12 protein-coding genes, 4 tRNA genes and 1 pseudogene are annotated in these 13,439 nt (G+C 63.6%); 7 read left to right on the top strand and 10 right to left on the bottom strand.

Features of this window, described 5'->3' with window-relative positions:
- The first annotated feature begins 107 nt into the window (after positions 1 to 107).
- Together ACUCCZ_RS05580 and dxs are read left to right on the top strand one after the other, a co-directional pair.
- On the top strand, positions 108 to 1,229 hold the full coding sequence (locus tag ACUCCZ_RS05580) for an alpha/beta hydrolase (RefSeq protein ID WP_435916622.1): 1,122 nt from the start codon (positions 108 to 110) through the stop codon (positions 1,227 to 1,229).
- 207 nt (positions 1,230 to 1,436) lie between these two features.
- Positions 1,437 to 3,305: a 1-deoxy-D-xylulose-5-phosphate synthase gene (dxs, locus tag ACUCCZ_RS05575; RefSeq protein ID WP_435916621.1), complete on the top strand. Its 1,869-nt coding sequence runs from the start codon at positions 1,437 to 1,439 to the stop codon at positions 3,303 to 3,305.
- Between the two features lie 29 nt (positions 3,306 to 3,334).
- Here the strand turns inward: dxs and ACUCCZ_RS05570 are convergent, their stop codons facing one another.
- The 3 genes and pseudogenes from ACUCCZ_RS05570 to ACUCCZ_RS05560 all read right to left on the bottom strand — a co-directional run.
- Positions 3,335 to 4,573, bottom strand: a complete 1,239-nt coding sequence (locus ACUCCZ_RS05570) for a ribonuclease D (RefSeq protein ID WP_435916620.1) — start codon at positions 4,571 to 4,573, stop codon at positions 3,335 to 3,337.
- Positions 4,570 to 5,139: a DUF3000 domain-containing protein gene (locus ACUCCZ_RS05565; protein ID WP_435917015.1), complete on the bottom strand. Its 570-nt coding sequence runs from the start codon at positions 5,137 to 5,139 to the stop codon at positions 4,570 to 4,572. Before ACUCCZ_RS05565 ends, ACUCCZ_RS05570 begins: the two co-directional genes overlap by 4 nt.
- A 143-nt stretch (positions 5,140 to 5,282) precedes the next feature.
- Positions 5,283 to 5,408: pseudogene (locus tag ACUCCZ_RS05560) on the bottom strand (peptide-methionine (R)-S-oxide reductase); the annotation flags it as partial.
- Positions 5,409 to 5,620: 212 nt separating this feature from the next.
- On the opposite strand from ACUCCZ_RS05560, the gene ACUCCZ_RS05555 reads away from it, so the two are divergent.
- Positions 5,621 to 6,475, top strand: a complete 855-nt coding sequence (locus ACUCCZ_RS05555; protein ID WP_435916619.1) for a PPK2 family polyphosphate kinase — start codon at positions 5,621 to 5,623, stop codon at positions 6,473 to 6,475.
- Between the two features lie 54 nt (positions 6,476 to 6,529).
- On the opposite strand, the gene ACUCCZ_RS05550 is transcribed toward ACUCCZ_RS05555, so the two are convergent.
- From ACUCCZ_RS05550 to ACUCCZ_RS05535, 4 genes are all read right to left on the bottom strand, one after another.
- Positions 6,530 to 7,288, bottom strand: coding sequence for a sirohydrochlorin chelatase (locus ACUCCZ_RS05550; RefSeq protein ID WP_435916618.1), 759 nt, complete (start codon positions 7,286 to 7,288; stop codon positions 6,530 to 6,532).
- Positions 7,289 to 7,530: 242 nt separating this feature from the next.
- A tRNA-Val gene (locus ACUCCZ_RS05545) sits at positions 7,531 to 7,605 on the bottom strand.
- 1 nt (position 7,606) lies between these two features.
- Positions 7,607 to 7,677 (bottom strand) — tRNA-Cys (locus tag ACUCCZ_RS05540).
- A gap of 28 nt (positions 7,678 to 7,705) precedes the next feature.
- Positions 7,706 to 7,778: transfer RNA gene (locus ACUCCZ_RS05535), tRNA-Gly, on the bottom strand.
- A 471-nt stretch (positions 7,779 to 8,249) separates the two neighbouring features.
- Between ACUCCZ_RS05535 and ACUCCZ_RS05530 the strand changes: the two genes are divergently transcribed.
- Both ACUCCZ_RS05530 and ACUCCZ_RS05525 read left to right on the top strand, forming a co-directional pair.
- A tRNA-Val gene (locus ACUCCZ_RS05530) sits at positions 8,250 to 8,324 on the top strand.
- A gap of 140 nt (positions 8,325 to 8,464) precedes the next feature.
- Entirely contained in the window at positions 8,465 to 9,529 is a 1,065-nt protein-coding gene (locus ACUCCZ_RS05525; RefSeq protein WP_435916617.1) for an NAD(P)-dependent alcohol dehydrogenase, read from the top strand.
- Here the strand turns inward: ACUCCZ_RS05525 and ACUCCZ_RS05520 are convergent.
- From ACUCCZ_RS05520 to ACUCCZ_RS05510, 3 genes are all read right to left on the bottom strand, one after another.
- On the bottom strand, positions 9,486 to 10,274 hold the full coding sequence (locus tag ACUCCZ_RS05520; protein ID WP_435916616.1) for an ABC transporter ATP-binding protein: 789 nt from the start codon (positions 10,272 to 10,274) through the stop codon (positions 9,486 to 9,488). The two genes, ACUCCZ_RS05525 and ACUCCZ_RS05520, sit on opposite strands and share 44 nt — an antisense overlap.
- 27 nt (positions 10,275 to 10,301) lie before the next feature.
- Positions 10,302 to 11,153 carry an FtsX-like permease family protein gene (locus tag ACUCCZ_RS05515; protein ID WP_435916615.1) on the bottom strand — a complete coding sequence of 284 codons (852 nt, stop codon included), beginning with the start codon at positions 11,151 to 11,153 and terminating at the stop codon, positions 10,302 to 10,304.
- A 62-nt stretch (positions 11,154 to 11,215) separates the two neighbouring features.
- The gene (locus ACUCCZ_RS05510; protein ID WP_435916614.1) at positions 11,216 to 11,362 is read right to left on the bottom strand and encodes a hypothetical protein; all 147 of its coding nucleotides are present in this window, start codon (positions 11,360 to 11,362) and stop codon (positions 11,216 to 11,218) included.
- Between the two features lie 225 nt (positions 11,363 to 11,587).
- Here ACUCCZ_RS05510 and ACUCCZ_RS05505 point away from each other — a divergent pair, with 225 nt between their 5' ends.
- On the top strand, positions 11,588 to 12,808 hold the full coding sequence (locus tag ACUCCZ_RS05505; protein WP_435917014.1) for a sensor histidine kinase: 1,221 nt from the start codon (positions 11,588 to 11,590) through the stop codon (positions 12,806 to 12,808).
- Complete coding sequence (locus ACUCCZ_RS05500) at positions 12,805 to 13,437, top strand: response regulator (protein ID WP_435916613.1); 633 nt, start codon at positions 12,805 to 12,807, stop codon at positions 13,435 to 13,437. The genes ACUCCZ_RS05505 and ACUCCZ_RS05500 overlap by 4 nt, the downstream gene beginning before the upstream one ends.
- Positions 13,438 to 13,439 lie beyond the last annotated feature (2 nt).

The following is a 13,439-nucleotide window of genomic DNA, read 5'->3' as shown; positions in this document are numbered from 1 at the left end:
CGAGACGGCCTGAAGCCCGTGTGACGACCCTCGCCCCCGTGACCCCTGTGGTCACTACAGTGACGACAGAACAGGCTCAAAGATCTCGACGACGAGGGGAAACACCGATGGGACGACTCACCCGAACCGTTGTCACCGCACTGGCATGTGGTGCCTTGGCACTGACGCCCACGACAGCCCACGCTGCACAGGCCACCTCCGACTCCCCAGCCCACGGCGTTGCGGCGGCGCGTCCAGAAGCCCTCGGACAGATCCATGACACGCAGATTCGTGATGCGAGGGGCGTCAATGTCACCTCCGTGACGAAGGTCTCGGGCCTGGAGCGTACCTGGCAGATCAATTACTCAACTCCGTCGATCGATTCTGCACAGACCTTCGATGGCCAGATGGCCGTCCGCGTCACCCTGCCAGCCGGGTACGCCACTCATCCCGACAAGCACTACCCCGTCCTCTACCTGCTTCCTGGCGGTGGCAGCGGCCGTGTCCGTGACTGGACCGATGAATCGCGCACACAGGGCCAAGCAGAGCAGATCACTGCTGATGCTGACCTCATCACGGTGACGTTGGAGGGTGGTAAGGTCAGCTGGTACTCCGACTGGGCGAACCAATCGCGTGGCGACGCCGACTGGCTGCACCACCACCTTGACGAGGCAATTCCCTTCGTCGACGCGAATTTCCGTACCCTGGCGTCAGGAAAGCATCGCGCCATTGCCGGGCTCTCGATGGGTGGGTACGGTGCCTATCACTACGCGATGGAACGTCCAGAGATGTTTTCCTCGGTCTCGGCCTACTCGGGTGGCGTCGACATCGAGAGCGCCTCGGTAAGGGCCACCGTGGCCGAGCAGCTCGTCAAGAGTGGGTATCAGCTTGACTCGGTCTGGGGTCCGATGGTGCGGGCCAACACGGCTCTCGTCGAGGCGAATCCGTCCAGTACCCAAGGCGCCGACAAGCTTGCCAGGATTCAGCGCGATGGCACGCGTCTGGCCTTGTACGCGGGCACCGGGCTGGGTATCGGTAAGCGAGGTGCGATGGCCATTGAAACTGCTGTCGGGGCCAATACGACGGCTTTGCACGCGCGGCTTGCTGCTCGCCAGGTTCCTCACACCTACATCCGTTACACGACCCGTACCTACGGCGGGTTCAGGTGTGACGGCGGCCACGACTGGGCTTGCTGGAACGCCGATCTGAGTCAGGACCTGCCTCTCGTCCTCAAGGCCGTGCGCGCCTGAGTCCCCATGATCTGCCGGGCCATTCCTCCTCTCCGGGGGCGGTAGTGGGGGATTGGCCCGGCACCCTCGTGGCATGCCGAACCTTCGTGCATCCTGGCCCTTTCAAGGCTTTTCCAGTTGCGAGGAAGGAAGCCAGACAGTGGCCGTGAGGTGAGTCGGAGCGCAAAGCGGGTCGTCGCCCTGGCGACACGTCCTAAGATGGCACGTATGGCTCTTCTCGATGACATCGGCTGCCCCGACGACGTGAGGGAACTCACCACCCAGCAGGCCGAGGACCTCGCCGAAGAGATTCGTACCTTTCTCATCGACAACGTTTCGCGGACTGGTGGCCATTTGGGGCCGAACCTCGGCGTTGTCGAACTGACGCTTGCTCTCCATCGGGTCTTCGACTCACCTCATGACCCCATCATCTTCGACACCGGTCATCAGAGCTACGTCCACAAGATCCTGACCGGGCGTGCCGCTGGCTTCGACAAGCTGCGTCAGCGTGGCGGGTTGTCCGGATACCCGAGCCGGTCCGAGTCACCCCATGACTGGGTGGAGAATTCGCATGCCTCCACCTCCTTGTCCTGGGCTGAGGGCATTGCCAGGGGATTCCTCTCGCGTGGCGAGGACCGTACGGTCGTCGCAGTCATTGGCGATGGTGCTCTCACGGGCGGTATGGCCTGGGAAGCCCTGGACTCGATCGCCGACCAGCAGGACCTGCGTCTGGTCATCGTCGTCAATGACAACGGACGCTCCTACACCCCGACGGTGGGCGGATTGGCCAACCAGCTCGCCATCATTCGCACCGATCCTCACTACGAGGAAGCCCTCGATCGTATGAAGCGGCACGTCACCGAGAAGCCGCTGGGTAAGCAGGTCTTCGGTCTCATGCACGCGGCGAAGGCCGGTGTCAAGGACGCCCTCATCGGCAACGGAATCTTCTCGGACCTGGGAATCAAGTACCTCGGTCCGGTTGACGGCCACGACGTCTCGTCCCTCGAGCGCGCCCTCGAACTGGCCAAGCGTTATGAGCATCCCGTCATCGTCCACGTCATGACGATGAAGGGCAAGGGATTTGCTGCCGCTGAGGCCAACGAGGAGGACCACTTCCACGCCGTCGGGCAGATCGATCCCAAGACGGGGGAGTCCCTCAAGGCTGCCGGTGGTGCCTCGTGGACCCAGGCCTTTGCCGGTGCCATGCTCGAGCTGGGGGAAAGGCGTCCCGACGTCGTCGGTGTGACTGCTGCCATGCTCCACCCGGTCGGACTGGCTCCGTTTGCCGCGCGCCACCCGGAGCGGGTCCTCGACGTCGGAATTGCCGAGCAGCATGCGGTGACCGCGGCGGCTGGCATGGCTGCGGCCGGTCTTCACCCGGTCGTCGCGTTGTACTCGACCTTCCTGAACCGGGCCTTCGACCAGCTCCTCATGGATGCGGGGCTGCACCATGCCGGTGTGACCATCGTGTTGGATCGGGCCGGAGTCACCGGCACCGACGGCGCCTCTCACAACGGCATGTGGGACATGGCGATGTGCGGGATCGTGCCCGGCCTCATGCTCTCGGCGCCTCGTGACCGTCAGCATCTGATCTCGGTACTCGACGAGGCCGTCGACATTGATGACCGGCCCACCGTCGTCCGGTACTCGAAGGCTCCCATGCCTGACGACATCCCCGCGGTGTCCTCCCACCATGGCCTGGACATCCTGCGCGACGGACCGGAGGACGGCATCCTCGTCGTCGCACATGGTCAGCTGTGCACCGATGCCCTGAAGGCAGCAGACAGCCTCGATCTCCCGGTACGAGTCGTCAGCCCCCGGTGGTCCCTCCCGGTCTGTGAGGAGCTTCTTGACGAGGCCTCAAGGGCTCGTGCCATCGTCAGTGCAGAGGACGGGTTGGTCGTCTCCGGACTCGGTTCCCATCTGGCTGACGCCTTGTCAGAGCGTGGCGTCTGGCGCCCGATGCGCAACCTCGGTATTCCGCAGTGCTACCTCGACCACGACTCGCGGTCGGCCATCATGGCTGAGCTGGGCCTGAGCGCTGAGGGGATCGCCGAGACCGTCACCCGGTTGGCCAGCCAGCTTGACTGCCAGTGAGCTGACATTCTCAGCTCTTGAGGGGCTGATCACAGCTCGGCCATCACCCCGCTGAGCAGAGTCGCGAGGATCTCGCGCTGCCACGGCCGGGCGCCCAGATCTGCGAAGAAGGCGTTGATCCCCGTGACGGAGAGGTCGTGTGGTGGCTGCCATGCAAATTGCCGCAACCATGCCGGGGAACAGAGGTTTTCCGGTGGGAGGTCATGGTCGACGGCCACCTCGTTGACGGCCGGTCTGGCGGCCACCCAGCGGGCAGCCTCCTGCGGATGGTGACGCTGCCAGGATCGCGGATGGGGGATTGCTGAGGACTGTTGCCGAAATTGCGGGTACTTCTTCGGCGGGACGCTGCGGGCGTGGTTGATCGCATCGACCCAGGTTTGGCGATGTTTCTTGGCCTGGCCGCGATGGAATCCGTTGATGGACAGGAGCTTCTCTGCGTCGACGTTGACGGTGCGGTCGCAGCGTTTGGCAGCCGCGATGAGGGCCTCGTCACGCAGCAGCCTGCCCGGAGCGATGTCGAGATCATGAGCGAGGTTCTCGCGTGCCAGCCACAGGTCGCGTGCCAGCTGTAGCCCGGATCGGCTGCGAATGTCACCGATGTGGCTGATCCTGCGCCAGCGTGACGGATCGACCCCTGGCGCCTCGCTCGGCAGTTGCGTGGCGACGTCGACGAGGTGGGCGAACTCCTGACGAGCCCACTCGTCCTTCCCAGCGTCTTGGAGGTCGGCGATGACCTGTTCGCGAACGTCATTGAGGAGCTCGACGTCCAGAGCTGCGTAGACGAGCCAGCCACGGGGGAGGGGACGTCGAGACCAGTCGGAGGCAGAGTGCTCCTTGAGCAGGGTCACCCCGCAGTAGTGCTCGACCATCGGTCCCAAACCGACGCGAGGAAGGTTGAGGAGGCGTCCGGCCAACTCAGTGTCGAACAGGTCGTCAGGACGCAGACCGTCCATCGCCAGGCATGGCATGTCCTGAGTAGCGGCATGGAGGATCCACTGTGTCCCGGCGAGGGTATCGGCAAGGGGCTTCAAACCGTCTGTCTCGTCGAGGGCGACGGGATCGACGAGGTGAGTGCCGGATCCCTCACGGCGCAACTGGATGAGGTAGGCGCGCGGGCTGTAACGGAAACCATGGGCCCGCTCGGTGTCGATCGCGATGGGACCGTGGCCGTCCCGGAGCGCCTGGCACGTACGGCGAAGAGCCTCGGGAGAAGCGACGACCGGCGGTACGCCTTCCCGAGGCTCTGCGAGGACGGGATAATCGGTCACGCGAGTTTCGCCCGGCGTGGTGAAATCGCGGCGATGTCGTCAGGGATCGGGGAGACCCCACAAGAGAGCAGGCAGAGGTCGCTCCATGATTCCACATGTGAGTCGACGTCCTCGGCAGTTGAGAATGTCGGTGTCCATGAGGCACGCACCTCGATGTGATTCGACTCCGGGTCGGCGCCGAGCTGCCCGAACGGGCGGCTGACCACGGAGGTGACGGTGCCAGCCTCAGCATGATGGATCGCGTGGTGGGTGTCGAGGGAGTCGGTCAGCCAGGACCATGCGACATTGCCGACAAGAGGGTCTGAAGCCATCGACGGATCGACCTCAGCACGGATCATGGCGACGAATCGGCTCGTTCCCTGCCACGCCTCGGAGCCCGAGGGATCGTGGAGCAGGATGAGACGTCCGCTTCCCAAGTCGTCACCGGTGATGACGACGGATCCTTCGATCGCCACCGAGAACGGCGAGATGCGGGTAGGAGCGGGTATCTCGTGAACCTCGAGCTTGCTTGACCACGAATACTCGAGGATTCGGGAACGCAACTCTTCGAAATCCACCGGATACATCTGCCGAATCACCTCTTCAGGCTATGGGAATCGGCATACCTGGTGCTCTCCCGACGCGCCGCACACGGTGATATCCCTGGTCGGAACTGTTCGGGTTGAGGGATTTCACCGCGAGGTGGCCGTCAGTTGTCAGTTTCTGTCGACTAGAGATCGAGGCAGATCGAATTGATGCAGTACCTCAGGTCGGTTGGGGTGTCGAAACCCTCACCAGCGAAAACGTGTCCAAGGTGGGAGTCGCCGCGGGCGCACCGGACCTCCGTGCGTGGGCGTCGACGCTGACGCCACTGATCAGAGGCCAGCACGAGGCGCGGTTGCAGGTCTGGCGACGTGGCGTGCTTGTCGGTCATGATCTCCTTCAGCCCGGCGCATCTCACCGGTTCCGTGTTGAGTGAAACGGTAATTCGGTGGGGGTCATTCCCGCGCCGAGTCCGCCGGGTCACGGCAGGATGGAGGCACAAGAACCCAGGAAGGACGAACACCGATGGTCAAAGGCTCCCCTCAACTGTCCGACGTGCTGCGCTGCCCGCAACCCCCGGTCGACGTCCACAAGATCGACACCGGCGCAACTCCGGAGGCCCCGGGTGACAAGACGGCGACTCTCAAGGAGCTCGAACCGATGGCTGAGGAGTTCTCGGAGTTACAGGAAAGGCTGTTCGCCCGCGGCCGCAGCAGTCTTGAGGAGGCCCGTCGGGTGCTCGTCGTCCTGCAGGGCCTCGACACCGCTGGCAAGGGTGGAGTGGTCCGCCACGTCTTCGGGCTGGTTGATCCGCAGGGAATTCACCACCACAGCTTCAAGGCTCCGACCGACGAGGAGCTCAAGCACGACTTCTTGTGGCGCGTGCGCAAGGCCTTGCCCGAGCCCGGCATGCTCGGCGTCTTCGATCGCTCCCACTACGAGGATGTCCTTGTCGCCAGGGTCGACAACCTCGTCGAGGAGAAGGTCTGGAAGGCGCGCTACGACCTCATCAACGAGTTCGAGCTCGGACTGGCTGCTGACGGCTACAAGGTCATCAAGTGCTTCCTGCACATTTCCCCGGACACTCAGAAGGAGAGGCTGCAGGCCCGTCTGGACAACCCTGCCAAGTACTGGAAGTACGACCCCGGAGATCTCGATACTCGTTCGAAGTGGCCCCAGTACATGGACGCCTACAACGACGTACTCGGCAAGTGCAATCCTGACGTTGCACCTTGGTACATCATCCCCTCGGATCACAAGTGGTATCGCAACTGGGCGGTAGGACGCATTCTGCTGGAGACGATGCGCTCCATGAAGCTTACCTGGCCTCCCGCCGACTTCGATGTCGAGAAGGAGAAGGAGCGCCTCAGCAACGCGTGACGGATGAGACCGGCGCGGACACTTGTCCGGGCCGGTGGTGCGTCGAAGGGGGTGTTACTCGGAGATGACCTCGTCACCGATCGGCCCGGAAACCAAGCCCATGGCGGCCGAGCAGTACCGTTCGAAGGCAAGGGCTGCGAGGACCGGATCGTCTCCCAAAGGTGCGGAGACGACCTCTGCGCCAGCATGAAGAGCCTTGTGAGTGTGGGCGCGGAAGGTCTCGTCATCGCAGATCCACAGGCTTCCCACCGCAATGTGACGACGACCCTCGCGGCGAAGATGGGCGACAACCTCCTCGACGTCAGTGGCGCCGCCACTGTTGGTGGCAATGTGAACCGGGAGGTGGTGGTGCTGGGACCACAGGCGCGTCATTTTGGAAAGCATGGCCGCGCCCCGCGGATCTCCACTGTCCGAAACCGACAGGATGAGCACATCCAATTCCTGAGCGTGCACGCGATGGGCTGCCAGTCGCAGACGCGCATCGACGAGGTTGAGCAGGGCCGGGGTCGGGCCGGTGGGGCGGGCCACGCGGATGGCCAGGTCCGGATGACTCCGACGAATGTCCTCGGCATGGCGAGCCAGCTGCGGTGGGCTGGAATGGAGGTGAGTGACATTGATGGGGACCAAGACCAGCTCACTCCACGACGGCTTGCTGCGAGGAGCCTTGCAACCGCCTTTCTCCGGGACGAAACTGACCGTCGACTCGATGTGCGGGTGGAGATGAGACATTCGCTGCCGAAGCCTCTGGCCAATGAGAGTCGCAGAGGCTTCGGACATCGCGGGGAGGACGAGGTCGAGTACTGGCGCAGCCATCTGAGCACTCCCTTTCCCAACTACCAGGACAACAGGTCCGACACGTCGCGTTTACCCTAGCGAAGTAGATCCGCCGAATTGGCGAAAATGTCTCTGTGAACCGGTGTGCATCCAGTCCCTCAAGACATGGATCACATGAGCGGTGACTGCGAGCGTCACCGCTTCACCTGGACAGGTCTCGGGCGCAGGGAGAAACGGTCGGTATAACAAAAAGGTCGACCGACGTACGTCGGTCGACCTCGTGGTGGGCGATGCCAGGTTTGAACTGGCGACCTCTTCCGTGTCAGGGAAGCGCGCTACCACTGCGCCAACCGCCCGAGGTGGAGACGGGATTTGAACCCGTGTACACGGATTTGCAGTCCGTTGCCTCGCCTCTCGGCCACTCCACCACGTGGATAGGTCCGAAAGACCTCTCCGAGCGGACGACGGGACTCGAACCCGCGACCCTCACCTTGGCAAGGTGATGCTCTACCAACTGAGCCACGTCCGCATGTTTTCCGGCGGCTCTCGAAGGGTGTTCGCTCCTTGTCGCTCCCGCCGGGCGACGAAAAAGAACTCTAGAGGATGCCTCGTTGGCAATGCAAATCGGGATGGGACACTCGCGCCAACGACGTGCGTACCCCCTCGTCAGAGTATGTAGTCCATCGGCGTGTCGCGCTTCGGGGGACGGACGTGCCCGCCGCCGGCCCCTGATGATTGTTGATCCAGGTTCTGATGTGAGGGATATGGGCTGAGGGTGCCTGATCGGGGCTGGTCGAGGTGGTAATTCGGTTGCTGATCGAGTCTGCTGCCACCGTGTGTTGCATGATGGTGTGTCAGAACCCTGATTACCACACACGGACGCAGATCAGACGTCATCAGCCGGTTGGATGACGTCAGTCATCTGGGTCCGTGATGTTTGTGGATGACGGCCCGTCGACTTGGACAAGCACTCCCGCTTCTGGCATAGTTTCTCCAGCGCGGGCGGTTGGCGCAGTGGTAGCGCACTTCGTTCACACCGAAGGGGTCGCGGGTTCGAACCCCGCATCGCCCACCATCAGGTAATGGGTGTACCCATTGATTGGCCCGTACGCGCCCCTGAATTGTGCTCCTCGGCAGCTTCACAGGCTGATTCGCAATATTCTGGTGACGTCAGTGTCAAGGATCGGCACTGGGGATCACTCAGGAGGTGTACTCATGCCCATCACCGTCAAGGCTCTCCAGAAGGAAGGCCCGGACAAGCCGTTCAAGGTCGTCGAGATCGAGAGGCGAGATCCGCGCCCGGACGACGTCGTCATCGCCATCAAGGCGGCAGGAGTCTGCCACTCCGACATCCACACCATCCGCAACGAGTGGGGTCAGGCACACTTTCCGCTCGCCGTCGGGCACGAAATCGCCGGCGTCGTGGAGGCTGCCGGCTCCGAGGTGACGAAATACCAGCCCGGCGACCGGGTAGGGGTTGGGTGTTTGGTCAATTCCTGCGGCCACTGCGAGCAGTGCGAGGCAGGGGAGGAACAGGCCTGTCTCAACGGGTGCGTGGGAACGTACGACTCCTGCGACGTCGACGGCACCATCACCCAAGGCGGGTACAGCCAGAAGGTCGTTGTCAACGAGAGATTCGTCTGCCGTATCCCCGACTCCCTGGACCTCATGGAGGCGGCTCCGCTGCTGTGCGCCGGAATCACCACCTATTCGCCCATCGCCACCTGGAACGTGGGCCCCGGCGACAAGGCCGCCGTTCTGGGCCTAGGTGGCCTGGGACACATGGGCGTGCAGATCGCTGCGGCGAAGGGGGCTGAGGTCACCGTCCTGTCGCGCAGCCTCCGCAAAGCCCAACTCGCCGAGAAGCTCGGAGCCACGCGCACCCTGGCGACCAGTGACGAGAACTTCTTCCGCGATCACCGCGGCGAGTTCGACTTCATCCTCAACACCATCAGCGCCCCAATCGACCTCAAGTCCTACCTCAGGCTGCTCAAGCCGCGCGGCGTGATGGCCTGTGTCGGACTGCCCCCGGAGGAGCTGGGGCTGCCGATCGGTTCCCTCATCAACGGTTCCAAGGTGCTCGCAGGATCCAACATCGGGGGTATCCCGCAGACCCAGGAGATGCTCGACTTCTGTGCCGAGCACCATCTGGGGGCTTGGGTCGAGAAGATCGGCGTCGACGAGGTCGACGTGGCGTATGACCGAGTTGTTGCAGGAGACGTCAGGTTCCGCTTTGTCATCGACACCGCGACCTTTGAAAAAGCAGCCCCAACCGACTGAGCCACGCGCCGATACCGCCACGAGTTGCGTGTGAGCCGTTGCGTGACGGCTCTACGTCGCCGGCCCCACGCACCTGGATGAGATGTCCATCGAGCATCTTCAGGTGCTGGGAGCCATGCCCGATGAGCTCCTCGTCGTGCGTCACGAGCAGCGTGGCGGTGTCGTGCTCATGGGTCAGTTTGACCACGAGTTCGATGATGCGGGCGCCAGCCTGGGAGTCCAGGGCACTGGTCGGCTCGTCGACGACCAGCACGCTGGGATCGTTCATGAGGGCCCGCGCGATGTTGACTCGCTGATGCTGTCCGCCTGACATCTGCGCCGGCCTCTTGTGCATGTGGTTGGTCAGGCCGACGGCGTCAAGGAGCTCCTTGGCCTGTCTGAGGCGCTCGCCGCGGGTGGAGCGATGCACACCGTCGAGTTCTCCCATCATGACGAGCTGGTCGACGGCGTCGAGACTGGGGATGAGGTTCGATTGCTGAAAGACGATGCCGATCTTCTTCCTGCGAAGTTCGGTGGCGTCGGCGTCGTCGAGTCCGGTGACGTCAATGTCGTCGATGAGGATGGTGCCGGAGTCAGGCCGAGCCAAGGTGGAGGCGACGGCCAAGAGGCTTGACTTGCCCGATCCGGACGGTCCGGTGATGACGGCGACCTCACCGTTGGCGACGTGCATGCTGACACTCTCCAAGGCGGTGACGCGACGGTTGCCGTCCGGGCGGGTGAAGGTGACGTTGTCGAGGGTGATCATGCGAAACTCCTGAGGTGGACGGACAGGTCAGCGGGTCGAGCCGAGGGCTTGCTCGGGCTCTGCACTCGACAGGGAGCGGATGGCCACAGCAGCTCCGGCAAGGCCCAGGAGACCGAGCAGGGCCCCCGGGCCGAGTACCGTCCACCACGTCATGGCGAAGGGCATGGTCGAGCGAATGGCGAATCCGGCGATCGTCACGAGGACCAGGCCGGCACCGATACCGATGGCCAGTACCACACCTGCCTGTCCCAGGGCGTCACGACGCAAGGCTCGAGTCGTTGCCCCCAGGGCACGCAGCACACCGATGTCGTGCTGACGCTGAATTGTCCACACGGTGAAGAACGCTCCGACGACGAGGGCGGAGATGCCCAGCAGGAGGCTGATGATGAGTGCCAGGGAGCCGATCTCAGGTCCGAAGGTCGGCAGCATCCGGACCGACTTCCAGGGAGCAGCTGACTCGGTGCCGGCGGCATCGTCGACCGCCTTCCAATCGGGCACTCCATGCACAAGCAGAGCGGTCGGCTCTGCCTTGGGTTGTCCCATGCGGGTCACGGTGGCCTGCCAGTCCTGATGGCCCATGGCGACGACGGCCGAATGACAGTACCACGTGTCGCCACCAATCGACTCGACGGTGAACTTCTGGGATCCGATGTCCACCGTGTCCCCGGCCGCCAGGTTGAGGTCATCAGCAATGGTGCGGGAGATGATGACCTTCCCCTTCTCCGGGGTCCCGAGGGAGGTTACCGCGACATCGGACCCGAAGATGGCCACCGCGGATCCGGTGCCGTCCTTGCTGGCGCGGGTCTGGGTGACGCTCAGGGGAGTGACCTTGGACACCCCGTCAGCTGACTGCCAGGTTTTGAGCTGATTCTCAGTCACCCGGGAATCGGTCTACGTCGTTGATGCCATCTTGGCCAGTACGACCCGATCAGCCGGCACCTTCACCACTGCGGCGACGCTGCGCTGAGCGAGGCCCCCCCTGCCAGACCAGTGAGGAAACCGACCAGTACGCAGATGAGGGCCACTACGACGGTCATGAGGGCAAACCGCCCCTTGGCGAAGGCCAGATCACGCCGAGCGAGGAACATGGGAACTCCTTGTCGTTGTCGTCGTAACCACCTTCTTGGTAAGAGCCCTTGGCGGAATCAGTGCGTGGTGTGGTTGTGGGACGATTCCAGGCGGAGGCGGATGTCAACCTTTTGGATGATGCGGGGAGGGAACCTGACGGCACGAAGATGTGGGTTGCGCACCTACACTTGTGGCTGATGAGGACGACCACACTTGCTCGTGATGGGCTGCACCGTTGGCGCGACATCGAGGCCAGTCACCGCGGACGTGCGGTGGCCGTGAGGGTGGGCATGCAGATCGGCATCCAGGTGCTCTTCGCCGGTCTGGTCATCTTCACCGTCGTCATGGCCCTGGTGCTGTCCCCACCCCACGTGTGGCGAATCCTCACCTGGGCGATCCTTCTCGTTGTCGTCCACACCGCCCTCATGATGTCCCATGTCATGGACCGCACTCGGCGTGAGAGGTGGCAGCCCATCTTGGTGGCGGCGATGGTCGCCGTCTCGATCCTGTTGGCCATCGACTTCCCCTATGCCGCCTACCTGACGATCCCGCTCTCCTTCGTCTACCTGGACTATCTGGCCCCTCTTCATGCCTGCATCGCCGTCGTCGTCGGGGCCGTGGCCATCGTCCTCGGCGGCGGGCTGACGAGTGGCTGGAGCGTCGGCGGAGTCGTCGGCCCGGTGGCCGGTGCCGCAGTGGCCGTCGTTGTCGGTCTGTCCCTCAAGGCCATGCAGGCTCAAGCGGTCAAGTTGGAACGCCTCAATGCCGACCTGCTCGTCGTACAGGAGAGGCTGGCAGCCTCCCAACGGGAAGCTGGGGTGCTCGAGGAACGTGCCAGGTTGGCGCGAGAAATCCACGACACCGTCGCACAATCCTTGTCGAGCATCGGTCTGCTCCTGTCGGCGGTCGAGCGTACGGCTCCTGACCATCCGGCAATCGAGCAGGTTCAGCTGGCCCACCGCACCTCGTCCGAGGCACTGTCCGAGACCCGCGGACTCATTGCGGAACTGGCTCCTCCTACCGTGGCCGATCAGGGTTTGCCTGCAGTTCTCAAGCGACTGGGTGCCACGGCATGGTCAATCGGTGGGCTCCACGTCGACGTCGACTGTCCTGACACCTCAGACCTGTCGATGGAGATCCAGACAGCCCTGCTCAGGCTGTGCCAGGGAGCCATGTCCAACGTGGTCCGTCATGCCCGTGCCCATCACGCAACGATTCAGATCTCGCGGCCGGACGCGTCCCACGTCCATCTGAGGGTGACCGATGACGGCGTTGGGATGGACCTCAACGCCCCGGTGCGCGAGGGAGCTTTCGGGCTGCATGCCATCCGGCAGCGGGTCCACGAGCTGTCCGGCGAGGTCTCACTGACCTCGGGGCCAGGGGAGGGAACGATCGTCAACGTCGATCTGCCGGTACATTCCGCCACCGAGAAATCACACCTCGTCCGCCAAGGAGAACCGTCATGACCGTACGCGTCCTCATCGCCGACGATCATCCGGTGGTGCGAGCCGGGGTGACGGCCCTGCTCGGTACCGACCCGGACATCGAGATCGTCGCCACCGCAGCCACTCCCGCCCAGGCCCTCGCCGCAGCAGCGACGATGGAACTGAACCTCGTGCTGCTCGACCTACAATTCAGCAGCGACGCCAATGCCCCGTCCGGGGTGGACGTCACTCGCGAGATTCGGTCACACTCGAATCCCCCGGAAGTCCTCATCCTCACCAACTACGACACCGACGCCGACATCTTGGCAGCGGTCGAGGCGGGTGCCACCGGTTACCTCCTCAAGGATGCTCCCGCCGAGGAACTGCTGTCGTCGATCCACCGTGCCGCCAGCGGTGAGGGAGCCCTGGCGCCCGCTGTCGCCACTCGCCTCATGGCGCGGATGCGCTCCCCGCAGACCTCTTTGACGGCTCGTGAGCTCGACGTGCTGGAAGCCTCGGCAGAGGGGCTTTCCAACGCTCAGATCGCGGAAGCCCTGTATGTCTCGGAGGCCACCGTCAAGACCCATCTGTCGCACATCTACACCAAGCTCGGGGTGACCTCGCGCAGCGCAGCAGTGGCTCGCGCACGAGACATTGGTCTCATTCGCTGACC

The organism is Cutibacterium nasicola (genome assembly GCF_052654715.2).
This window is presented reverse-complemented; position numbering and strand designations above follow the sequence as displayed.

Coding starts and splice junctions, on each gene's coding strand:
- ACUCCZ_RS05510 (WP_435916614.1), bottom strand. CDS start 11,362: ATGTTCCTCGCTCGGCGTGATCTGGCCTTCGCCAAGGGGCGGTTTGCC.
- ACUCCZ_RS05580 (WP_435916622.1), top strand. CDS start 108: ATGGGACGACTCACCCGAACCGTTGTCACCGCACTGGCATGTGGTGCC.
- ACUCCZ_RS05555 (WP_435916619.1), top strand. CDS start 5,621: ATGGTCAAAGGCTCCCCTCAACTGTCCGACGTGCTGCGCTGCCCGCAA.
- ACUCCZ_RS05525 (WP_435916617.1), top strand. CDS start 8,465: ATGCCCATCACCGTCAAGGCTCTCCAGAAGGAAGGCCCGGACAAGCCG.
- ACUCCZ_RS05550 (WP_435916618.1), bottom strand. CDS start 7,288: ATGGCTGCGCCAGTACTCGACCTCGTCCTCCCCGCGATGTCCGAAGCC.
- ACUCCZ_RS05520 (WP_435916616.1), bottom strand. CDS start 10,274: ATGATCACCCTCGACAACGTCACCTTCACCCGCCCGGACGGCAACCGT.
- ACUCCZ_RS05500 (WP_435916613.1), top strand. CDS start 12,805: ATGACCGTACGCGTCCTCATCGCCGACGATCATCCGGTGGTGCGAGCC.
- ACUCCZ_RS05565 (WP_435917015.1), bottom strand. CDS start 5,139: ATGTATCCGGTGGATTTCGAAGAGTTGCGTTCCCGAATCCTCGAGTAT.
- dxs (WP_435916621.1), top strand. CDS start 1,437: ATGGCTCTTCTCGATGACATCGGCTGCCCCGACGACGTGAGGGAACTC.